Source organism: Pseudomonas sp. TH04, assembly GCF_016651355.1.
In the GTDB taxonomy this organism is placed as follows: Bacteria; Pseudomonadota; Gammaproteobacteria; order Pseudomonadales; family Pseudomonadaceae; genus Aquipseudomonas; species Aquipseudomonas fluorescens.
The window spans coordinates 1,802,733-1,824,553 of the sequence record NZ_JAEKEA010000001.1 but is presented as its reverse complement, the minus strand read 5'-3'; the positions used below and the strand labels follow the sequence as shown (position 1 = coordinate 1,824,553).

The following is a 21,821-nucleotide window of genomic DNA, read 5'->3' as shown; positions in this document are numbered from 1 at the left end:
CTATGAGGCCTGCTACGCAATTTTCGGTGCATCCGGGGTGGGCGTTGGTCATTGCTGATCTCGGCGCGAACGTTGCCGATGTGCTGAGGCTTGCCAAGCTTCCCGATGACCTTTTTGCCCGGCCAGATGCGAGCGTGGACCCGATAGAGTATTGCCAGCTTTGGCTCGCACTGGAGCAGTTGACCCAAGGGCAAGAACTGCCATTGATCATAGGCAAAGCGATTACCGCCGAAGCGTTTGACCCTCCCCTATTTGCAAGCTTGTGCAGCCCGAACCTGGAGGTCGCCCTGCGGCGACTTGCTGGCTATAAGGCGCTGATCGGGCCTCTGGTGTTGCACATTGAGCAGCAAGCGGCCTTCATGGCGGTGAGTGTAGAGTTTCCGAAGGTGGTTCCGTCATGGCCTGCCAGCACCGTAATGACGGAGCTGGTGTTTTTTACTCAACTGGCTCGCCTGGCAACCCGTCATCGGATCTGCCCGATACGCGTGCAATTACCGACGCCACCCAATGATTGCCACCCTTACGAAGCGTTTTTCGGCTGCGCGGTCACGGTGGGGCCCAAGCCTTCAATCAGGTTTAGCGACAGTGATTCAAAGCGGCCTTTCCTGACAGCAAACCAACCCATGTGGGCGTTTTTTCAGCCGCTGCTGGACAAGCGCTTGAGTGAATTGGACGCCACCGCCAGCGTGCGCAAGCGTGTGCAGGGTTTGCTGCTTGAGTTATTGCCAAGCGGCCAGGCGAGCATCGATGCGGTCGCGCAACGGCTGGCGACGAGCAAACGCTCCTTGCAGCGCGCGCTGGAGCTTGAAGGCAGCAGCTATCAAAAGTTGCTGGTGGAGACGCGGCGCAGTCTTGCCGAGCATTACTTGAGCCGTTCGCAAATCAGCTTTGCTGAAGTAGCGTATCTGTTGGGTTTTGAGGACGGAAACACCTTCCACCGTGCTTTCAAATCGTGGTCGGGGATTACACCTGGGGTTTACCGATCTCAATGGTCAGGCAACGTTTTTTACTCCTAGTGTTTTTAGAAGATGATTTTCTACTGCTTGTCGCTTGGATAAAACCGCGGATCTTAAGGAGATAATTGCGCCGTATATCGTGGTCTGACCCCGATATCTTGCGTGAACAGGGGACGCTCAGGCGAGATCCCGTGTTGAGCGGTTCATCTCCGCTCACGGTTCAGGAGACTCGCTGCCCTTTGGCCGAAAAAATCGTGTGGCGAAAAAAATAAATCAAAAAAAGCACTTATCCCCCTCCCGCCGACGGGCTTTTCATCTGCTTTTTGTGCAAGGGGTTAGGTGATGTAATTGACGTTCTGACACAGGCCCGCTGTGGGGGGCGGGGACGACGCTGCTATTGCATTGTGTGTAAGGTTTTGCAAAAAGGTGCAGCAGATTTGCGCACCACCCGGAGCCAGGCAGATCGAACTCAGATCTCTGGAGGCCTTGGTTTGCAAGGGTGAATACAAAAAAATATGCAAATTCTAGGGTTTTTACTTTCTTAACAGCTCGTACTAGGTAGTTATTGACGCGCTCCAAAAATGGTATCAGCTCGTCGGAACGGCCCAGAACAAAGGGCTTTCACGCTGTTTTGCTAATTTCACACATTGACATGCGATGAGGGACTCGTCAGTTAGAGCACGATAAATCCCAAAAGGACTTATTCCAACAGCTCTGCTCTGCGATTTAGGAGTCCCCCCAAGGGTCTCTACAAAATTAAGATGCAATTCAGATCAGTGAGTGACCAATGTCGGGTGTCACTAGCTCATGCAACAGCTCTTATATTTTCGCCCAGAGCCACAAAGGCATTGATCGTTTCGGCCTGTTTTTTTAGTTGGCTGAGTTAATGATTGCCAGAAAATATGAGTGATTTTATCAAAAACTTCACAAAGTGATTTAGAGCGTAAAATTTCTTCATTTTCCAGCTTTAGGGCGTTCAAACCCAGGTCGATTGCGATCCGACGTTGCTCATTTGATGGGTGTGAGTCAGAGGGTGTGCTAACGAATTTTTTCTTTACTCCTGATTTAATGAAGTCTGCGTATCTGTTAGCTAAGTCTAGGATTGAGAAGAATAGCTTTACTCCAATTATGGATAGGGCAACGTCGTATCCTTCCTTGGTTAAAACAGCTAATGTTAATACAAGTCCAATATAATCAGCTTCATATTCCTTCTTGTGCTGTGGCGAAACGTTCGAGTCGGAAGGAAAGGCATTCATCGGTAGAAAATTGTTAAGATGGCCAGCGTAGACATGACCGAACTCATGCGCAATTACGAAAATTTCCATGCTTTTGCGCAGACATTCGACAAGGCCGATGGAATCTAAGTCTACAGGGAAAGGTTTCGAAGTGGCTGGACGACCCGTACGAATAAACGCAGTGAGTACCCCTGCAAGGCGGCTCACAATTTCCGGGTGAGCCGATATCTTCTTTGTAATCGTCGATAGATCAGTTGAAAATGACCTCATATCCCCATTTTTTGTAGTAACGAATGAGGTTGCATAGATTTTAGAGATAAGATGGCAAAATGTTAAAAGTTGACCGTCAAACAAAAGAAAAGGTTTAGATGCTCCTGGGATGTTAACAGCTGTGGCATTAACTCTCCCAGTGGGTACCGTTGCATATAAAGGGAATAACGTAATGTCAGCACCTAATTCAGCGGCAGCCCGCTTTACCTCTTCTACCAATCCATTGATCAGATTAAATGCTGATACTGAGTCGTAACGAGTTGGTAAAACAGTTTCCTCTAGTGTTCTCTTTAGGTCAGCTAGTTCTGAAGCACTATACGATCCGAATAAGCCGGGGTTTTGGCTATGAACTGCATTTGTGATGAACTCCTGATTCAGCGGATCAAACTGGGCTTTATTCGATTCATGGTCAGGCATTTTGCCAAAATTTCCTTCTCTAAGGAAATTCTCTAGTAATTTATAATCATTGTTGCTGTCTGATAAAAAAGTTCTCTGCATGACCACTCCAAGAGATGGGTTAAGTTTGTATTCTTATCATCATGTGCCTAGGTTGAGCGCTTTTAACAGTAAGACGATACCTCTTGTATCTCTCGAAGGTTTGACGCGAACCACCATCGGTTTTGCTGGTGCTGTTTGCTGAGAGTTGCTCTGGTCGAATCTCGCCTTCTGGCTTATGGCTCACTGAGTGAGCAAGGCCGCTCAGCAGCTATTACTTTTCCATTTTTCTCAAGCGCGCCAAGCCCTGCTTGATGAAGCCAGCATCGGCAAAGCCTTGCCGTTCTGCTAGGAGTGTCAGTTCCATAATTGCGGCTTCCAAAGCTAGCTGATTTTCGTAGATTTTTTCGAGGACTATCGGTAGCGAATATTCGGTGGCCATGGTTTCGACTCCATTCGGAAAGTCGCAAGCATAGCAGCGAATCATCGGGTCAATTTCAGGTCTAGGGGCGGGATAAGGGTAATTTTGGTAATGCGATGCAGGAACGGGCCTGAAGCCCTTATAAACCCTAGCGTTGACGCATTACCTCAGAGGGTAATATCGGGTAAGGCTGGAGGTAATATTATGACAAGTTACTGATTTTAAAGGGTTTTATTAAATCTTAGATTACTCAGGTCAAAGGTAATTTTCTAACCTACTGCTTACCTTATGATTACCTTTATTAAATTCTCTCAACCATTTGATTTTGTTGGGTTTTCTATCTAGTAGAAAAGAAAATTACCAAAATTACCTCTTTCCCAGGGGTCAACCTGAAAATCGGAATTGAAGACGGAAAGGTGCCAGCTCAGCGCTCTCACACAAATCCTGTGACTCTCAACTGCTTCGCCCTGACGCTACCTTGATACCACTGGAGCCCTTGAAACAGGGGCGGGGGTGAACCCTCGTTATCAGCTTGGGAAGCTTCCGAAGAAACCTGAAAGCCCGACTGTGATAGTGGTCGTGATTGGAGCTGAAAACGGATGCTTAAATTTTGCTAGAGCGGCTGAGCGGAGTGGAGGCGCAGGGATGGGAGTATAGGTTGGTGGTACATAGGTGGTACGAGGGATAGGGAGAAGGCGTTTTGGCCTTTATTTGCAAGGGGGTAAGAGATGGTTCGTCCGATCCATCATCGGGACGACTCACAGAGTATGGAGTGATCTGGGGAATTGGCTAAAATCCATGGGAAATATCCCACACTTTTCTCAGCTTGCCCCTCAGACCACCCCTAGCTAACCTCCTCCAGCCGCTGCCAATCCAGCGGCCGGATGTGGAAGTCCGACCAAGCTGAAGGCGCTCAATCGCCCATAAACACCTACCGGCGTTTTTTTACGTCTGTATGATTGCTTATGGCGGCTGTGCGCGGGGCACTTCGGTGCGCCGGGTCCTTTAGCCCTGGTCTTCCACACCTGCGTACAGCTGCCACCCTCATGTGGAAGTGAGTTTGGTAGTTCCTGGAATTCTAAAGGAGCTTCGCCATGTACAAGGTCACGCCTAATCCGCCTCATGCTTCAAACGCTGAACCGATTGATGCCAAGCTTCATGCTGCGGCTCAGCGCGCTATTCATCATTACCTGCCGCCATCTGATGACAACGCCGCTCCCGCCGACCACCCAACCACCAACCTATTCTCCGTCAGCCCCAACATCGACACCGAAACCCTCCTAGCCAACGCCGCCGAACACCTCGATTCCGCCAACCAAATAACCGCCACCCTGGCCTTCGACCTCGAAGACCCGCACCGCGCCATCATCCTCGGCATCCAGCAACTCATCGACCTAAGCGCTTTACTTGTCACCCGCGCCCAAGAGCAAGTCGCGCCTGCCGCCAGCCCAGCCACCGCCTGACCCCCAACCCCGCCGCCTTACCCCAAGGCGGCAACCTGAACCCCTGCTGTCACCGCGCAAGATTTCATAATCCCCAGTGCCTTTGAGGTCTACGATCCTCTTCAAGAGAGGACCCTCGCGCCTCCAGCCCACAGGGAACTGAAAACATGATCTCGAACCTGGTTAAAGCCGCGTTGATTGCTGGCACGTTGCTGTTGGGTGCTTGTTCGACGGGGTCGTTGGGCGGGAGCAGTGACCCGTGTTTTTCGGGGGGATGCCAGGCGTTCGGGGACCATAGCCCGAGCAAGGCCGCCAAGATGAATTTTGGCGGGAGTGGGTTGGGCAGTAGTTATGGGGAGTATGGGTCGGGGTTGTTGCATGATGATTGATGGGGTGGTGGGGCAGTCATTGACTTGGTGACTGACCCACCGCTTTCGCGAGCAAGCCCGCTCCCACATTGGATCTTGGGTGGGCTTTAAAAAGGTGGTGTCAGTGGCCGCCTTTCATGCGGCGGGCGATGAGGTAGAGGCCCAGGCCGGCCAGTGCGGTGGCGGCGCCGATGTAGCCGGTGCTGGTCCAGCCGTACCCGGCGGTAATCGCCATTCCGCCAAACCACGGCCCCAGTGCGTTCGCCAGGTTGAATGCCGCGTGGTTGGAGGCTGCCGCCAAACTTGGGGCTTCGTGGGCGATGTCCATCAGGCGGATTTGCAGCGGTGCGGCCAACGCCACCATGGTGCCGACCAGGCCCATGCTCAGCAGCACGCCCCACAGCGACGATGCCGCGAAGGGGAAGAACAGCAGCACGGCGATCGACCACACCAAGATCAAGCCCACCGCGCGGAACTGCATGCGGTCAAACAGCTTGCCGCCGGCAATGTTGCCGATGATGCCGCCCACGCCAAAGGCGGCGAGGCCGAAGGGGATCCATTGGGGCGAGACTTTGGTCACTTCGAGCATGGTCGGGGCGAGGTAGCTGAACACGCAGAACATGCCGGCAAAGCCAATCGCGCCGATGGACAGGGCCATCCACACTTGGGGTTTGGTGAAGGCGCGCAGTTCTTTGCGTGGGTCGCTGCGCGGTTCGTCGCGGCGGTCGGGGACGAATTGCCAGACGAGGGCGATGGTGCACAGGGCGATGGCGCTGACCAGCGCGAACGCCGAGCGCCAGCCGAGGTGTTGGCCCAGGAAGGTCGCGATGGGGTTGCCGAGCAGCATGGCCAGGGTGAGGCCCATCATCACGCGGGCCACGGCGCCGGCGCGTTTGTCGTTGGGCACCATGCTGGAGGCGACGACGGCGGCGATGCCGAAGTAGGCGCCGTGGGGCAGGCCGCTGATGAAGCGGAAGGCCACCAGCGAGCCGAAGGTCGGGGTGAAGGCGGTGGCGAGGTTGCCCAGGGCGTAGAGTCCCATCAGCAGTAAGAGCATGTGTTTGCGCAGCAGTTTGGCGCCGAGAATGGCCAGCAGTGGCGCGCCGACCATCACGCCGAGGGCGTAGGCGCTGATGGCGTGGCCGACTTGCGGTTCACTCAAGTTCAAATTCTGGGCGATGTCGGGCATCAGGCCCATGATGGCGAATTCGCCGGTGCCGATCGCGAAGGCGCCCACGGCCATGGCCGCTTCCATTTTGGCGGCGCTGCGCGCGGGCAGTACGTGCCCGGGTGTTTGCTGGATAGTCATGGGTAACTCTGTGTGGGTGAAGTGCACGAAGGACCGCCGCCGATGCTACGCAAGCAGCGGCGAAGGTGTCTAGAACAGCCATGACCGCGAGAGTTCCGCGCCAATTGCGACCCTGTGACGCCACGTCGCGCTCGCTCGGCTTGACAGGGGCGGGGAAAAGTCCGGTTTTAGCGCTGTCAATTGGCCAAACGACGCATAAACGCTGTTTAGCGTGATATTCTGCGCGCCGTCTTGGTCTAGTCTTTCCCCGGTGCGTACACCCGTATACGTCCCGGCGGTTGGCTGTCGCCCAGGTAGCTGAAGCCAATAATGATAAGAAGTCAGCGCAGAAGGGACATAAAAGTGAGGTCGATACGTCGGCCTTGTGTGCCCACCCTGCGGCCCTTACATGTATGTGCAAACCCCGCGGTGCGTTGCCTGACGCAGCGCGATAGAGGGTTGCCCATGCTCAGGGGCAGTGGGGCGGATGGCGTTTTATCATAGGTGCTACTGATGTTTAAAAAAGTAAACACTGCCCTGCTGGGGCTGGCTTTGTCGATGGGGATCACGTCCGTTCACGCGGAAGAGGCAAAGAAAGTCGATGTGCTGCTGATCGGCGGCGGCATCATGAGTGCGACCCTGGGTGTGTGGCTCAATGAGCTGCAGCCGGACTGGTCGATGGAGATGGTCGAGCGCCTCGATGGCGTGGCTGAAGAAAGCTCCAACGGCTGGAACAACGCCGGTACCGGTCACTCAGCCCTGGCTGAGCTGAACTACACCCCGGAAAACAAGGACGGCACCGTTGAGATCCCGAAAGCGGTCGAGATCAACGAAGCGTTCCAGATTTCCCGTCAGTTCTGGTCCTGGCAGGTCCAGCAGGGCGTGCTGAAGAACCCGCGTTCGTTCATCAACTCCACACCGCACATGAGCTTTGTGTGGGGCGATGACAACATCAAGTTCCTGAAAAAACGCTACGAAGCCCTGCAAGCGAGCCCGCTGTTCGCCGGTATGCAGTACTCCGAAGACCCGGCGCAGATCGCCAAGTGGGTTCCGCTGATGATGGAAGGGCGTGACCCGAACCAGAAAATCGCGGCCACCTGGACCCCGATCGGCACCGACGTGAACTTCGGCGAGATCACCCGCCAGTTCGTCGCTCACCTGCAAACCACGCCGAAGTTCGACCTGAAACTGTCGAGCGAAGTGCAGGACATCACCAAGAACGCCGACGGTTCGTGGCGTGTGAGCTACAAAAATCTGAAAGACGGCACCAAGACTGAAACCGACGCCAAGTTCGTGTTCATCGGCGCCGGCGGCGGTGCATTGCACCTGCTGCAAAAGTCGGGCATTCCTGAAGCCAAGGAATACGCAGGCTTCCCGGTGGGCGGTTCGTTCCTGGTGACCGATAACCCGGCCATCGCCGAGCAGCACATGGCCAAGGCCTACGGTAAGGCTTCGGTTGGCGCGCCACCGATGTCGGTGCCGCACCTGGACACCCGCGTGCTTGATGGCAAGCGCGTGATTCTGTTTGGCCCATTCGCGACCTTCTCGACCAAGTTCCTGAAGGAAGGCTCGTACCTGGACCTGCTGACCAGCACCACCACCCACAACATCTGGCCAATGACCAAAGTCGGTATTCGTGAATACCCACTGGTTGAGTACCTCGCCGGCCAACTGATGCTGTCCGATGACGACCGCTTCAAGGCGTTGCAAGAGTACTTCCCGAACGCCAAGCAGTCCGACTGGCGCCTGTGGCAAGCCGGTCAGCGCGTGCAGATCATCAAGCGTGACGAAGAGCAGGGCGGCGTCCTGAAACTCGGCACCGAAGTGGTCAGCTCCGCCGACAACACCATCGCCGGCCTGTTGGGTGCATCGCCAGGCGCGTCCACCGCGGCTCCGATCATGCTGACCGTGCTGCAAAAAGTGTTCAAGGACAAGGTCGCGACCCCTGAGTGGCAGGCCAAACTGCACCAGATCGTACCGAGCTACGGCACCAAGCTGAACGACAGCCCTGAGGCTGTTGCCAAGGAATGGGCCTACACGGCCGGCGTCCTGCAACTGACCCCACCGCCTGCGATTCCGCAGTTGAACGCACCCAAGGCAACTCAGGCCACCGAGGCTGCCAAGCCTGCGGCTGAGCCGAGCAAGCCGGCGTCTGACCTGGCGCTGTAAGCCAAGCCCGATGTTAAAAAGCCCGCTGAACCGGTAACGGTCAGCGGGCTTTTTTGTGGGCCGGTGTTCAGGCGCGAACGCGCTCGACCGCAGGCAGTTCAACCGTGCGTTCGGCCGCTGCCAGCGCCGCCTTTAAACCCGCTTGGTCCAGCGGCACGCAATAGGCGGGTTTCGCCCGTTCAAAGCGCCAGCTTTCATCCAGCCCGCCGGCGTCCACCGCGTCGAAACCGAGTTCGTCGAGCAAGCGGATTACCTGCGCCTTGGCCGTGGCGTCATCGGCAGCCACCGGCAGTGCACGGCGGTCGGGGGCGCCGTGGGGGCGGGCGTCTTGCGTCAGGTCTGGGGCAAAGATCGCATTGAACACCTTCACGACGTGTGAGTGCGGTAAGTGCTCGGCAAGCAGCCGGCTGGTGGTGGTTTCAAAGCGGTCCAGCACCGGGATATGCCCATCGCGGTTCGGGTAGTAATTGTTCGCGTCCAGCACCGTTTTGCCTTCCAGCCACTGTGCGGGCACGCTGCGGTAGTGTTCCAGGGGAATCGCCACCAACACCACGTCGCCAAACTTTGCGGCATCTTCAGCGCTGCCCACCTGGACGCCGAGTATGCCGCTGAGCACGCTGCTCATGGTGTGCGGGCCGCGGGAGTTGCTCAACATCACGTCATGCCCGGCAGCCAGCGCGAGCTGTGCCACGGCACGTCCGATAAAACCTGCTCCAATCACACCGATCTTCATGGCCTTGCTCCTGATCAATCGTAGAGCGGCTATGATGATTCGCGACTAACTGGCGATAAATACGCGTTTTGGCTTGGGTGTTGTTACTGGGAGTTGGGAATGATGGACCGCCTTTCAAGCATGAATGCCTTTGTGGTGGCCGCCGAGTTGGGCTCTTACGCGCGTGCCGCCGAGCGCTTGGGCCTGTCGGCGCAGATGGTGGCCAAACATGTTGCCGCGCTGGAGCAGCGCCTCGGCGCCCGTTTGCTCAACCGCACCACGCGACGGCAAAGCCTGACCGAGCTGGGGCACGCGTACTACGAGCGTTGCAAACATATCCTGACGGAGGCGCAGGCTGCCGATTCACTCGCCCAGATCATGAATGACACGCCGCGCGGCAAGCTGAAAATTACCGCCCCGGTCACCTTCGGCTCCTACAGCCTGATGCCGCTGATTACCGCCTTTTTGCGCGACAACCCGGACGTGGAAATCGACCTGCACCTGACGGATCGTTTCGTTGACCTGGTGGAGGAAGGCTATGAGGCGGCCTTCCGGATCGGCCCGCTGGGCACCACGGGCTTGACGGCCCGGCCGCTGGCGCCTTATCGGCTGGTGGTCTGCGCGGCGCCGGCGTACCTCGCGGCGCGGGGTACACCGCAGCGGCCGGCGGACCTTGAGCAACATGAATGCCTGGGCTACGCCTTCTGGTCACGCCCGGCGGACCGCGAGTGGGTCTTTCACCAAAACGCGACGCCCTACACGGTGCAGGTGGCCAGCCGTCTGCACATCAATGAAAGCAGGGCGTTGATGTCGGCGGCACTGGATGGATTCGGCATCGTTCTCGGCGCCGAAGACTTCCTGCGCACCGCATTGGCCAAAGGCGAACTGGTACGCGTGCTGCCGGCCTTTGAAGCGCCCAGCCGCCCCATGCATCTGGTTTACACCGCCAACCGGCAGCGCACGGCCAAGTTGCGGCGATTTGTCGAGGCGGTGCTGGCACGCTTCGGCCCGGCGTGAGGGCTAGCGGTGGACACCGGGTTTAACCCGCTCATCCCGTGATCCATGTGGTGAGCGCCCGGCGGATGCTCGTACGCCTGGAACAACCGACTGTCGTGTGCACGCCTTGAGGCCCATGGGTTCAGCAATCCGACAGACATCATTTGTTAAAAAGAACCCAGAGCAAAGCAGGAGCGAAGCTGCAACAAGGGGGCATTTTTTCTGATGTAAGTGCTGGGCGTTAGCGCCCGAGGATTTTGTATGTTGCTACGTTATGCGGCATTGGCGGCGGTCGTCGTCGCGGCGTCCCGGTGTGTGCAAGAGCGCGTGGTACATGAGCGCGGGCCGGTACAGCGTGAGTACGTTGAAGTGGTTGCGCCACAACCGCCGCCGGTCCAGGTGATCGAAGTCGAGCCGGCTGCACGCTATGGCTATGTGTGGTCACGCGGTTACTGGCGTTGGCAAGGCGGCCGCTATGTCGCGGTGCACGGCCATTGGGAGCCGGTGCGCGAAGGTTATCGCTATGTGCATCCGCACTGGGTGCAGCGCAATGACGGTTACCACTGGCAGGGCGGTGGCTGGGTTCGCTGAACCTCAATCAGATCGGCTTTTGGGTGCCTAACAGCTTGACCTCTCGCAGCAACGCGGCACCGAGTTGGTCGCTGCCCAGTTCCTGATAGCCGACTATCTGGGTTTCGCCGTTTTCTTCGGCCTGAATGATGATCACCGGTGTTTCCTTACCGGTGGCTTCATCCACATGCAGGGCGTACTGCGGGACATCCACCTTGATCGGTGAGCCCGCCGGCTTGCCTCGCACATTCAGCGTAAACGCCGCACAGCCGCTATCGATATCCACGCTGGTCGCGGAGCGGCCGCTGACGAAGCAGGTTGTCGGCAGCTCAGGCCAGGTAATGGTGTCGGCCAGGGCGAGGGTGGGCGCCATGGCCATGGCAACAAGAATCAACGTACGCACGTGGGGAGTTCTCTTGATCAAGGGCGGTGGCGTTTTTTACCAAAGCCCGGCGTTCGTCGCAACGCTGCGGCTCAGGCCAGGCGTTTCATCCCCGTGGCCTTGGCTGCGTTGAGGTCAAAGGTGGCGGTGTATTCACAGCCGGCTGCATGGGCGCAGCGTTCGATCAGGTAGTCGGCGAAGTCGGCTTTGCCGCCTGTGAATCGTCGCAGTGCCTGCCAGATGATCTCGGCGTGCTCGACGGTCAGTTCACGGGTGCGCAGCAGCGTTTCCAGCACGGTCACCACGTCGCTTTTGGCCGATTGATAGCAGCTTTGCAGCACCCAGACCAATTCCACCACCGACACCAGGCTGACAAAGCCCGGCGACACGCTGGTGAGCGACTCGATCAACGCCGAGGCCTTGGGCGATTGCACGGGGTCATCCTGGGTGACATAGCGCACCAGCACATTGGTATCGAGCCCGATCATCCGGCGTTGGCTCCTTGCGCGGCGATGGCGCGGTTCATGTCTTCGATCGACACAGCCTGTGCGGGCTTGCGGATCAGCCCCTTGAGGTCCTGCACGGTTTTGCTCGCGGCGATGATGGAAAACTTGCCGTCTTCCGTTTCGACAAATTCAACCCGGTCGCCTGTTTCCAGGCCAAGCGCGGTGCGCACTTGCACGGGGATAGTGATTTGCCCTTTCGAGGTGAGTGTGGCGGTGGCCATAGTGAAAATCTCCATCGTGATATTCCTTACGTTAAGGTAAGGATTGATGAAGGACAAGATCCGTTGGTCCATAGGTTGCTCGGCTGGTGTGAGTGAGTGGGAACAGGTAAAACCCTAGTTCGAACTGTGCGCTCTCACACGCTTTCCTCCGGCCTCAAGAGATACAAGCTATGACCGACCGCCACCTGATCATTCCTGCCGCCATGCAACCCATAGTCGAGCGCGCCGGCTACGTGCCTGCGGTAAAAGTTGGCAATACTCTTTACTGCGCAGGCCAGGTTGGCCGTACGCCGCAACTGGCCGTGATCGACGATCCCGAGGCGCAATTCATCGCGGCCTGGGAAAACCTGAGGGACGTATTGGAGGAGGGCGGTTGCAGCTTCGATGACGTGGTGGACATGACCACGTATCACGTGAACATGCGCCAGCACATGGCGGTTTTTCGTGAAGTGAAAAACCGCCTGTTTCCACGCGGGCAGTGCGCCTGGACCACAATCGGGGTGTCCGAACTGGCGCACCCCGGGCTGCTGGTGGAAATCAAATGTGTGGCGGTGCAGCGCTAGACGCTTACTGAACCACGCGATAGCACGGCACATACGCCGCGCCGCCCGGCAATTTCATGCGGTGTTGGGCGACAAATGCCTGCAGCAGTTCGTCCAGCGGTTTCATGATGGCCGGGTCGCCGTGGATCTCATACGGCCCGTGCTGTTCGATCAGGCGAATGCCCTTGTCCTTGACGTTACCGGCCACAATCCCGGAGAACGCGCGGCGCAGGTTGGCCGCCAGTTCGTGGGGCGGCAGCGTAAGGCTCAGCTGCAGGCCGGCCATGTTTTCGTGAGTCGGGTCGAACGGGCGCTGGAAGCCTTCGTCGATCTTGAGCAGCCAGTTGAAGTGGAACGCGTCGTTGCGTTCGCGACGGAACTGTTTCACGGCCTTGAGCCCGACGGTCATCTGGCGGGCCACTTCGGCCGGGTCGTCGATGATGATCTGGTAGTGCGCCTGCGCCGCTTCGCCGAGGGTGGCGCCGACGAACGCGTGCAGTTGTTGCAGGTACGGCGCGGCGTGTTTGGGCCCGGTGAGGATGACCGGGAACGGCACATCGCGGTTGTCCGGGTGCATCAGGATGCCCAGCAGGTACAGGAACTCTTCGGCCGTGCCGGCGCCGCCCGGGAAGATGATGATGCCGTGGCCGACGCGCACGAAGGCTTCCAGGCGTTTTTCGATGTCCGGCAGGATCACCAGTTCGTTAACGATGGGGTTCGGGGCTTCGGCCGCGATGATGCCCGGCTCGGTCAGGCCCAGGTAACGCCCGCCGGTAATGCGTTGTTTGGCGTGGGAAATGGTCGCGCCTTTCATCGGGCCTTTCATCACGCCGGGGCCGCAGCCGGTGCATACGTCGAGGCTGCGCAGGCCCAGTTCGTGGCCGACTTTCTTGGTGTATTTGTATTCTTCGGTATTGATCGAGTGCCCGCCCCAGCACACCACGATTTTCGGCTCGACGCCCGGGCGCAACGTGCGGGCGTTGCGCAGCAGGTGGAAGACGTAGTCGGTGATGCCTTGGGAGTCGCTCAGGTCGATGCGCTGGCTGCCCAGCTCGTTCTCGGTGTAGACGATGTCGCGCAGGGCGCTGAAGAGCATTTCGCGGGTGCTGGCGATCATTTCGCCATCGACGAACGCGTCGGCCGGTGCATTCAACAGTTCCAGGCGCACGCCGCGGTCCTGCTGGTGGATGCGCACTTCAAAGTCTTGATAAGCGTCGAGGATGGTCTTGGCGTTGTCGATATGCGCGCCGGTGTTGAGGATGGCCAGGGCGCATTGGCGGAACAGCGTGTAGATGCTGCCGGTTCCGGCTTCACTCAGTTGCTGGACTTCACGTTGGGAGAGGGTTTCGAGGCTGCCCTTGGGGCTGACGGAGGCATTGATGACTTGACGTTGGGGCATTCTGATTCCTTGAAAACACAGCCACCGCACCCGCCGTGGGCGGCGGTGGCTGGAGAATGGTGAGCGCCGAACTCGGTCGCACGCGACGGTTAGTTTGGCAGGCCTGGGGCCATGCGCAAACTCCGTCCAGCACCATCATGCCGCAGAACTTACTGAATCAGCTTCCAGTTTTTGTAGAAAACTCGACGCAGGGTAAAGACCAGCCCGGCAAAACCCGAGATCACGGCATTGAGCACTGACGGCAGCAAGGTCGGACGAACGATGTCAATGAACAGGCAGTACCGTTTTGCGTCGTTCTTGTTGAAGGACGCATGCATCAGCGTGTCATCGAAGATGAACAGCGGGTCGTCGTGCCAGTAGTGCTTGTGCTTGCCCACCTGGATGTAAACACCCTCATGGTGAGGCGCCGGCGCCATGTTGTAGAGCACGCGGAACATCATGCGCAGTGGGCCGAAGTGAAAGGACGTCGAGCGGTTTTCGTTGAACACCGACACGCCGATGGTCTTCACAAATGGCAGTTTCTTGCGCAGTTGCGGGATGTCCAGGGTGGTTTCGATGGGGCGGCCGTACCATTGGAAGAACAACATGCCGCGTTTTTTCTCGGCCATGCGCTCGTCCAGGTAGCTGATGATTTCATCCTTGTTGGCCATGGCGTCGTCGATCACCTGTTGCAGGTCTTCACGCCAGGCCGGCGGCAAGTCGCGCATGGTGTAGACGTGGCGGTTGCGCAGGCTCAGCAGGTCGAACAGGGTGTTGAACGGCGCCAATATCCAGGTATTGCGGCCATTGCCGACGAAGTACTTCTTGATGGTGTCACGGTCATACAGGCCGTTGCGCAGGAAGTCATAAATGCCGCAGAACAGGACCAGCAGCAGAAATACCAGGCTGGTGCGTGGGAAGCAGTAGATGAACAGCAGAACGCCGAGAACCCAGGCGACTGAGACCAGTTTTTTTTGAACAGCACTTTTACTCATGAAGCGAGGCTCCGGACCGGAAACAAAGCGAAACAATCCCGCCATGATAGTGGGTTATCACGGCGCTGGGCGTTTTAAATATTGCGAATTTGTGAAGGCCCGACACAGTTTTTAACCCCACGGTGCGGCGTGCATCGGGTTTTGTTGATTGGATTTTGTAAACAGAAGATTTGCGACTATCGTGACGCTTCGGTTTTTCAGACGTCATAGACCGGTACGATTGAAGTTGAATGGCCACCATTGGCCTTCGGCACCTTGGAAGAGGCAGAAATTTTATGATCATCAAACCGCGGGTTCGTGGCTTTATCTGTGTGACCGCTCACCCTGTGGGCTGTGAAGCGAACGTCAAGGAACAGATCGACTACGTAACCCAGCATGGCGCCATTGCAGGCGGCCCAAAGAAGGTGCTGGTCCTCGGCGCTTCCACCGGTTACGGCCTGGCCGCGCGCATCAGTGCTGCGTTTGGCTGCGGCGCCGACACCCTGGGTGTGTTTTTTGAGAAAGAAGGCGAAGAAGGCAAGCTGAGCTCCGCCGGCTGGTACAACAGCGCGGCGTTCGAGAAGTTTGCCGTCGAAAAAGGCCTGTACGCCAAGAGCATCAACGGCGACGCGTTCTCCGACGAGATCAAGCGCCTGACCATCGAAACCATCAAGAAAGACCTGGGCAAGATCGACCTGGTGGTTTACAGCCTGGCCGCGCCACGCCGTACCGACCCGCAGGGCGTGGTGCACACCTCCACCCTCAAGCCGATCGGCAAGGCCGTGACCCTGCGCGGTATCAACACCGATAAAGGCGTGGTGGTCGACACCACCCTCGAGCCTGCGACCCAGGAAGAAATCGACGGCACCGTGAAAGTCATGGGTGGCGAAGACTGGCAGCTGTGGATCGACGCCCTGCGTGATGCGGACGTGTTGGCCGAAGGCGCCAAGACCACCGCGTTCACCTACCTGGGCGAGAAGCTGACCCAGGACATCTACTGGAACGGCTCCATCGGCGAAGCCAAAAAGGATCTGGATAAAAAAGTCCTGACCCTGCGCGACAACCTCGCGGCGCTCAAGGGCGATGCCCGTGTGTCGGTGCTCAAGGCCGTGGTTACCCAGGCGAGCTCGGCGATCCCGATCATGCCGCTGTACCTGTCGTTGCTGTTCAAAGTGATGAAAGAGCAGGGCACCCACGAAGGCTGCATCGAGCAGGTCTACGGCTTGTTCAAGGACAGCCTGTACGGCACAGCGCCGAAGCTGGACGCCGACGGCCGCCTGCGCGCCGACCTGGCCGAGCTGGAACCTAAAGTCCAGGACGCCGTAGCGGCGCTGTGGAACCAGGTGACCGACGACAACGTCAACGAGATCAGCGATTTCGCCGGCTACAAGGCTGAATTCCTGCGCTTGTTCGGCTTTGAAGTCGACGGTGTGGATTACGAAGCCGATGTGAACCCGACGGTGAAGATCAATGGCTTAGTCCAAGCCTAAACACCGTCAACAATGTGGGCGCGGGCCTGTGTGGGAGCCGGGCTTGCCCGCGATAGCATCGCCGCGGTGTAACGGATACACCGAGGTGACTGCATCGCAGGCAAGCCAGCTCCCACACCAGCCGCGCCCACCTTTGCCTTCGGTGAATCGCAACCTTCCTGCTTTCCTTCGCGCTCCCACCCTCGCTCACAATCTGCCAGACTCCTTGGGCTATCACGCCACGCCAACGGAGGATCTGATGACGATTCGTGCAGTAGTTTTTGATTTCGGCGGTGTCCTGTTCGACTGGAACCCGCAGCACCTCTACCGCAAGCTGATTACCGACGATCACGAGCGGCACCACTTTCTCGAAACCATTTGCACCCAGGCCTGGAACACCGAGCAGGACGCCGGTCGTAGCCTGGCCGAAGGCACGCGCCACCTGGTTGAGCAATACCCGCAACACCAAGCCTTGATCCAGGCCTATTACGAGCGCTGGCACGAGATGCTGCGCGGCTCATTGCCCGACGGCGTGGCGATCCTCGAAGCCTTGCATGCGGCCGATATGCCGCTGTTCGGGCTCACCAACTGGTCCGCTGAAACCTTCCCCTATGCGCGGGCCAACTATCCGTTCCTGCAGCGTTTTCGCGACATCGTGGTGTCGGGCGAGCTAAAGCAGATCAAGCCGGATGCGGCGATCTATGAGGCGAGCCTGGCCCAGGTGCGCGCGCATCTGCCGGATATCGAGCCGCGTGAACTGGTGTTTATCGACGATGTTGCCGGCAATATCGACGCCGCTGTCGCCCTTGGCTGGCAGGGCATTCACCATGTGTCGGCCGAGCGTACGGCGGCAGGTTTGCGTGAGTTGGGCGTGAGATTCTAGCGCGCCCATTTTTCCATGGCGAAATCCACGAAGGCGCGCAGTTTGGGCAGGCGGTAGCGGTCCTGTCGGTAAAGCAGGTGCATCGGCCGGCTGGGCAGTTGGTAGGTGGTTAACAAGGCCACCAGCTTGCCGCTCTCCAGGTCCGGTTGCACCAGGGCATCGGCCAGCATGATGATGCCCATGCCGTTTACCGCCGCCTGGCGCAAGCCTTGTGAGCTGTTGATGGTCAATGAGCCGGAGACCGGAACCTCTACCTCGCCTTCCTCACCGGTCATGCGCCACAGTTTGTCGGTGTCGCGCCAGTTGTCGTTGGCCGGGTAGGCGAACGCCAGGCAGTCATGGTGCTGCAGGTCGCTGGGTGTCTGCGGCGTGCCGCGTCGCGCCAGGTACTCAGGTGATGCGCAAAGGGTCAGGGTGTAGGCCTGCATGGGCCGCGCGATCAGGCTGGAGGCCTCCAGCTCGCCGAGTCGGATCGCCACGTCAAATCCGCTGTCGACCAGGTCCATGCGTTCGTTGCTCAGCACCACGTACAGGTTGATCAGCGGGTAGCGCTGGGAAAACTCACTCAGGGCGGGCGTCAGGCGTTCGGTGCCGAATACCGGTGGTGCAGTGATTCGCAGGCTGCCTTTGGGGGTGTCGCTGTGGGCCTGCTCCGCCAGCAGTTCGGAGTCGGCCACCAGCCCCAGCACTTCCAGGCAGCGCTGGTAATACTGCCCGCCGAATTCCGTGAGGCTTTGTTTGCGGGTGGTGCGCTTGAGCAGGCTGACCCCCAGCCGTTGTTCCAGCGCACGCAAATGATTGCCGACCATGGTGGTCGACATCCCGCATTCCTGCGCGGCGGCGGTCATGCTGCCGGTCTCCACCACTTTCACGTACACCGACATCGCCTGGAACAGATCCATTATCAAGCCCCGGTTTAAAGTCATTGCAGGAATGTGCAGTTTATCCAGCTCAGGTGGCTAACGATACTGCACCTATCCCAACGATGCACTGGAGCCTGCCACCATGACCGCCGCCTGCCTGATGACCACGTATCAACCCTTGGCCCTGAGCTTCACCCGTGGCCTGGGCACGCGCCTGTGGGACCAGCAGGGCCGCGAATACCTCGACGCGGTGGCCGGTGTGGCGGTGACCAATGTCGGGCATTCCCACCCAAGGCTGGTCACGGCAATCAGTGAACAGGCGGGCCTGCTGCTGCATACGTCCAACCTCTACAGCATCGACTGGCAGCAACGCCTGGCCCAGCGCCTGACCCAGTTGTCCGGCCTGGACCGCGCCTTCTTCAACAACTCCGGCGCCGAAGCCAACGAAACGGCGCTGAAGCTGGCACGCTTGCATGGCTGGAAAAAAGGCATCGAAGAGCCGCTGGTGGTGGTGATGGAAAACGCGTTTCACGGGCGTACCCTCGGCACCATGGCGGCCAGCGACGGGCCTTCGGTGCGCTTGGGCTTTCAGCGTTTGCCGGGGGATTTTCTCAAGGTCGGTTTTGGCGATCTGGCGGCCCTGGAAGCCCTCACTCACGCGTTCGGCCCACGCATTGCGGCGGTGCTGCTGGAACCCATCCAGGGCGAAAGTGGCGTGATACCCGCGCCGCCCGGCTACCTCAAAGCCCTGCGCGAGCATTGCTCGCGCCACGGCTGGCTGATGATGCTGGATGAGATACAGACCGGCATCGGCCGTACCGGCAGCTGGTTTGCGTTCCAGCATGAAGGCATTGTTCCGGACGTGATGACCCTGGCCAAAGGCCTCGGCAACGGCGTGCCCATCGGCGCCTGCCTGGCACGCGCCACGGTGGCTGAGTTGTTCACGCCGGGTAGCCACGGCAGCACGTTCGGCGGCAACCCGTTGGCCTGCCGCGTGGGCTGCACGGTGCTGGACATTATTGAAGAGCAGGGCCTGCTGCAGAACGCTGCGCAACAGGGCGAACGGCTGCTGGCGCGGTTACAGGTGGCGTTGAGCGAGCATGCGCAGGTAGTGGCGATTCGTGGGCAGGGGTTGATGATTGGCATCGAACTGGCCCGCCCCTATCGCGACCTGGCCCAGCGCGCAGCGCAGGAACACGGGCTGTTGATCAATGTGACGCGCGGCAAAATCATTCGCCTGCTACCGCCGCTGACGCTGGATGCCAACGAAGTCGAGATGATCGTGCGGGCCATCACCCGCTTGTTGGACTGAAGCCTGATCAACTGTGGGAGCTGGCTTGCCTGCGATAGCGATCTGTCTGTGCCAAATGTAGGGGCTTGTACACCGCTATCGCCGGCAAGCCAGCTCCCACAGTTGAGCTACGTGACTTTCAGCCATCCGGGCCATTCAGCCATTCCTGGTTCATCGTCTCGGTATCGCCCAGGTACTCCAGCAGCCACGCCATCGCCGGGGACAGCTTGTTCTGTGCCCAGGCCACACACGATGGGCTGGCCGGGAACGGCCGGCTTAATTGCAATGCCACCAGCTCACCGCGCTCGATCCACGGCAATACCTGATGCGCCGGGGCCATGCCGACACACAGGCCATCGCGCAGGCAATCAATGGCCGAGGCCCAATTGGGCACCACCAGTCGGCGCTGGTTATCCAGGGTCCAGGTGTCGCGTTTGGGCAGGTTGCGCGAAGTGTCGGTCATGCAAAGCGAGGCGAACGGGCGCAGTTGGTCATCACTGAGCAAGCTCGCGGCCGTCGCCAGCGGGTGCTTCGCGCTGACCACGCACAGCCAGTTCAACAACCCCATGTCGCGAAACGTGAAGCGGCTGGCCACCGGCACCGCGCTGGTGGCGCCGATCACGATGTCGGTGCGTTCATCGGCCAGCGCGTCCCACACGCCGTTGTACACCTCGTATTCCAGCAGCAATTCCACCTCGGGAAACTGCCGATAGAAATCCAGCACCAACTGCCGACAGCGTTGGGGTTTGACGATGGAGTCCACGGCCACCTTCAACTGGCCGCTCCAGCCATTCGCCACCTGCTGACACAAGCGCCGTGTGCCGAGCATTTTTTTCATCACGCCGCGGGCTTCATCTATAAATAAGCGCCCGGCCGGGGTCAGTTCTACGTCGCGATGGCGCCGCACAAACAACGGTACCGCCAGCCATTCCTCAAGCTGGCGCACCGTGTAGCTGATGGCCGACGGCACGCGATGCAGTTCCTGCGCGGCGGCGCTGAAGCTGCCGTGGCGGGCCACGGCATCCACGACGTCCAGCGAGTATTCAGACCACATTAGCGCTGCCTTCAAAATATTTGATAAGAGTGTCCAATTATTATCGCTTCACACAGAAACTGTCAGCTTCATAATGAGCGCCAGTCAGCAAATAGTTTGATGGCAGGATTAACAAGGCTTCAATGAAAAATTCTTTTGGCTTCACTTGGTATCTGGCGGGGCTGAGCATGCTCGGTTATCTCGCCATGGACATGTACTTGCCGGCGTTCGGCGCAATGGGCGAGCAGTTGCAGATTGGTGCGGGCGCGGTGGGCGCCAGCTTGAGCATTTTTCTCGCCGGCTTCGCGGTGGGGCAGTTGCTGTGGGGGCCGTTGTCCGACCGCCTGGGGCGCAAGCCGATCCTGGTGACGGGCTTGAGCCTGTTTGTGTTGGGTTGCCTGGGCATGTTCTGGGTCGAAACGGCGCCGCAACTGTTGGCGCTGCGCTTTATGCAGGCGATTGGCGTGTGTTCTGCCGCGGTCAGTTGGCAAGCGCTGGTGATTGACCGCTACCCGGCCGACAAGGCCCATCGCGTGTTCGCCAGCATCATGCCGCTGATGTCGCTGTCGCCGGCCCTGGCGCCGCTGCTGGGCGCGATGGTGTTGAATCACTTGGGTTGGCAGGCGATCTTCGGGGTGTTGCTGGGCGTGTCGCTGCTGTTGCTGCTGCCGACGTTGTTCCTGCGCAAGATGCCGAAACGTCGGGCAGAAGAGGGCGAACCTTCGCGCCTCGGTTACGGGCAGTTGCTGACCTCCCGCGTGTTTACCGGCAACGTGATGATCTTCGCCGCGTGCTCGGCAAGTTTCTTCGCCTGGCTGACCGCGTCGCCCTTCATCCTCGGCGATATGGGCTACAGCCCGAACGACATTGGCCTGAGCTACGTATTGCCGACCTTGGCCTTTCTGGTGGGCGGCTACAGTTGCCGCAGCGCGTTGCAGCACTGCCAGGGCAAAGTCTTGCTGCCGTGGTTGCTGGTGGCTTATTGCATCAGCATGGTGGCGTTGTACCTGGTCGCGACCCTGACCGTGCCGACCCTGACCACCTTGCTGATTCCCTTCTGCCTGATGGCCTTGGTCAACGGTGCGAGCTACCCCATCGTGGTGGCGAATGCGCTGATGCCCTTTGCGGAAAATTCCGGCAAGGCCGCTGCGCTGCAGAACACCCTGCAACTGGGGCTGTGCTTTCTAAGCAGCTTGCTGGTGTCGTCGATGATCGACCAGCCGTTGCTGATCACCGTGATCGTGATGCTCGCCACCGCGCCATTGGCCGTGTTGGGTTACTGGCTGGCGCGACCGAAGGCAGACAACTCGGAACTGGCAAACGCCTGAGCTGATGTGGGAGCTGGCTTGTCGGACCGTCGAACCGCTGCGATTGTATCGACTCGGTGCTCCTGATGTATCGAGTTGACCGCATCGCA

The 21,821-nt window shown here is 58.8% G+C and carries 22 protein-coding genes; 11 read left to right on the top strand and 11 right to left on the bottom strand.

Going from position 1 to position 21,821, the window contains the following annotated elements; all coding sequences use genetic code 11:
• The first annotated feature begins 2 nt into the window (after positions 1–2).
• Positions 3–1,016 carry an AraC family transcriptional regulator gene (locus tag JFT85_RS08085; RefSeq protein WP_201229639.1) on the top strand — a complete coding sequence of 338 codons (1,014 nt, stop codon included), beginning with the start codon at positions 3–5 and terminating at the stop codon, positions 1,014–1,016.
• Positions 1,017–1,756: 740 nt separating this feature from the next.
• On the opposite strand, the gene JFT85_RS08080 is transcribed toward JFT85_RS08085, so the two are convergent.
• Together JFT85_RS08080 and JFT85_RS08075 are read right to left on the bottom strand one after the other, a co-directional pair.
• Entirely contained in the window at positions 1,757–2,959 is a 1,203-nt protein-coding gene (locus JFT85_RS08080; RefSeq protein ID WP_201229632.1) for an SEC-C metal-binding domain-containing protein, read from the bottom strand.
• Between the two features lie 211 nt (positions 2,960–3,170).
• Entirely contained in the window at positions 3,171–3,338 is a 168-nt protein-coding gene (locus JFT85_RS08075) for a hypothetical protein (RefSeq protein ID WP_201229630.1), read from the bottom strand.
• A 1,073-nt stretch (positions 3,339–4,411) separates the two neighbouring features.
• Here JFT85_RS08075 and JFT85_RS08070 point away from each other — a divergent pair.
• Positions 4,412–4,780: a DUF6124 family protein gene (locus JFT85_RS08070; RefSeq protein WP_201229628.1), complete on the top strand. Its 369-nt coding sequence runs from the start codon at positions 4,412–4,414 to the stop codon at positions 4,778–4,780.
• Between the two features lie 146 nt (positions 4,781–4,926).
• Entirely contained in the window at positions 4,927–5,148 is a 222-nt protein-coding gene (locus JFT85_RS28445) for a hypothetical protein (RefSeq protein ID WP_242486524.1), read from the top strand.
• A gap of 100 nt (positions 5,149–5,248) precedes the next feature.
• Here the strand turns inward: JFT85_RS28445 and JFT85_RS08065 are convergent, their stop codons facing one another.
• The gene (locus JFT85_RS08065) at positions 5,249–6,436 is read right to left on the bottom strand and encodes an MFS transporter (RefSeq protein WP_201229626.1); all 1,188 of its coding nucleotides are present in this window, start codon (positions 6,434–6,436) and stop codon (positions 5,249–5,251) included.
• Between the two features lie 492 nt (positions 6,437–6,928).
• Between JFT85_RS08065 and mqo the strand changes: the two genes are divergently transcribed.
• Entirely contained in the window at positions 6,929–8,584 is a 1,656-nt protein-coding gene (mqo, locus tag JFT85_RS08060) for a malate dehydrogenase (quinone) (RefSeq protein ID WP_053255069.1), read from the top strand.
• 67 nt (positions 8,585–8,651) lie between these two features.
• Here mqo and JFT85_RS08055 read toward each other — a convergent pair whose 3' ends face one another.
• On the bottom strand, positions 8,652–9,317 hold the full coding sequence (locus tag JFT85_RS08055) for an NADPH-dependent F420 reductase (protein WP_053255070.1): 666 nt from the start codon (positions 9,315–9,317) through the stop codon (positions 8,652–8,654).
• 99 nt (positions 9,318–9,416) lie between these two features.
• Here JFT85_RS08055 and JFT85_RS08050 point away from each other — a divergent pair, with 99 nt between their 5' ends.
• Both JFT85_RS08050 and JFT85_RS08045 read left to right on the top strand, forming a co-directional pair.
• Positions 9,417–10,313 (top strand): LysR family transcriptional regulator, encoded by an 897-nt coding sequence (locus JFT85_RS08050; protein ID WP_169875794.1) that lies wholly within the window; start codon positions 9,417–9,419, stop codon positions 10,311–10,313.
• 240 nt (positions 10,314–10,553) lie between these two features.
• A complete protein-coding gene (locus JFT85_RS08045; protein WP_201229624.1) occupies positions 10,554–10,883 on the top strand; it encodes a YXWGXW repeat-containing protein in 330 nt (109 codons plus the stop codon).
• A gap of 7 nt (positions 10,884–10,890) precedes the next feature.
• Here JFT85_RS08045 and JFT85_RS08040 read toward each other — a convergent pair whose 3' ends face one another.
• The 3 genes from JFT85_RS08040 to JFT85_RS08030 form a co-directional block, all read right to left on the bottom strand.
• Positions 10,891–11,235: a hypothetical protein gene (locus JFT85_RS08040; protein WP_053255355.1), complete on the bottom strand. Its 345-nt coding sequence runs from the start codon at positions 11,233–11,235 to the stop codon at positions 10,891–10,893.
• A 101-nt stretch (positions 11,236–11,336) separates the two neighbouring features.
• Entirely contained in the window at positions 11,337–11,732 is a 396-nt protein-coding gene (locus JFT85_RS08035) for a PIN domain-containing protein (RefSeq protein WP_053255073.1), read from the bottom strand.
• Positions 11,729–11,986: an AbrB/MazE/SpoVT family DNA-binding domain-containing protein gene (locus tag JFT85_RS08030; protein ID WP_017137462.1), complete on the bottom strand. Its 258-nt coding sequence runs from the start codon at positions 11,984–11,986 to the stop codon at positions 11,729–11,731. Before JFT85_RS08030 ends, JFT85_RS08035 begins: the two co-directional genes overlap by 4 nt.
• 155 nt (positions 11,987–12,141) lie before the next feature.
• On the opposite strand from JFT85_RS08030, the gene JFT85_RS08025 reads away from it, so the two are divergent.
• Positions 12,142–12,534 carry a RidA family protein gene (locus JFT85_RS08025; protein WP_053255074.1) on the top strand — a complete coding sequence of 131 codons (393 nt, stop codon included), beginning with the start codon at positions 12,142–12,144 and terminating at the stop codon, positions 12,532–12,534.
• Positions 12,535–12,538: 4 nt separating this feature from the next.
• Here the strand turns inward: JFT85_RS08025 and ppnN are convergent, their stop codons facing one another.
• Both ppnN and JFT85_RS08015 read right to left on the bottom strand, forming a co-directional pair.
• Entirely contained in the window at positions 12,539–13,912 is a 1,374-nt protein-coding gene (ppnN, locus tag JFT85_RS08020) for a nucleotide 5'-monophosphate nucleosidase PpnN (protein ID WP_053255075.1), read from the bottom strand.
• A gap of 149 nt (positions 13,913–14,061) precedes the next feature.
• Entirely contained in the window at positions 14,062–14,886 is an 825-nt protein-coding gene (locus JFT85_RS08015) for an aspartyl/asparaginyl beta-hydroxylase domain-containing protein (RefSeq protein ID WP_053255076.1), read from the bottom strand.
• A gap of 275 nt (positions 14,887–15,161) precedes the next feature.
• On the opposite strand from JFT85_RS08015, the gene fabV reads away from it, so the two are divergent.
• Both fabV and JFT85_RS08005 read left to right on the top strand, forming a co-directional pair.
• A complete protein-coding gene (gene fabV / locus JFT85_RS08010; RefSeq protein ID WP_053255077.1) occupies positions 15,162–16,355 on the top strand; it encodes an enoyl-ACP reductase FabV in 1,194 nt (397 codons plus the stop codon).
• A gap of 238 nt (positions 16,356–16,593) precedes the next feature.
• The gene (locus tag JFT85_RS08005) at positions 16,594–17,217 is read left to right on the top strand and encodes an HAD family hydrolase (protein WP_053255078.1); all 624 of its coding nucleotides are present in this window, start codon (positions 16,594–16,596) and stop codon (positions 17,215–17,217) included.
• Here JFT85_RS08005 and JFT85_RS08000 read toward each other — a convergent pair.
• Entirely contained in the window at positions 17,214–18,119 is a 906-nt protein-coding gene (locus JFT85_RS08000) for a LysR family transcriptional regulator (RefSeq protein ID WP_053255079.1), read from the bottom strand. The genes JFT85_RS08005 and JFT85_RS08000 overlap by 4 nt on opposite strands.
• A 103-nt stretch (positions 18,120–18,222) precedes the next feature.
• On the opposite strand from JFT85_RS08000, the gene JFT85_RS07995 reads away from it, so the two are divergent.
• Complete coding sequence (locus JFT85_RS07995) at positions 18,223–19,392, top strand: aspartate aminotransferase family protein (protein WP_201229622.1); 1,170 nt, start codon at positions 18,223–18,225, stop codon at positions 19,390–19,392.
• Positions 19,393–19,510: 118 nt separating this feature from the next.
• Here the strand turns inward: JFT85_RS07995 and punR are convergent, their stop codons facing one another.
• Positions 19,511–20,425, bottom strand: coding sequence for a DNA-binding transcriptional activator PunR (gene punR, locus JFT85_RS07990; RefSeq protein WP_187601648.1), 915 nt, complete (start codon positions 20,423–20,425; stop codon positions 19,511–19,513).
• A gap of 122 nt (positions 20,426–20,547) precedes the next feature.
• Here punR and punC point away from each other — a divergent pair, with 122 nt between their 5' ends.
• Positions 20,548–21,732, top strand: a complete 1,185-nt coding sequence (gene punC / locus JFT85_RS07985; RefSeq protein ID WP_053255082.1) for a purine nucleoside transporter PunC — start codon at positions 20,548–20,550, stop codon at positions 21,730–21,732.
• Positions 21,733–21,821: the final 89 nt, after the last annotated feature.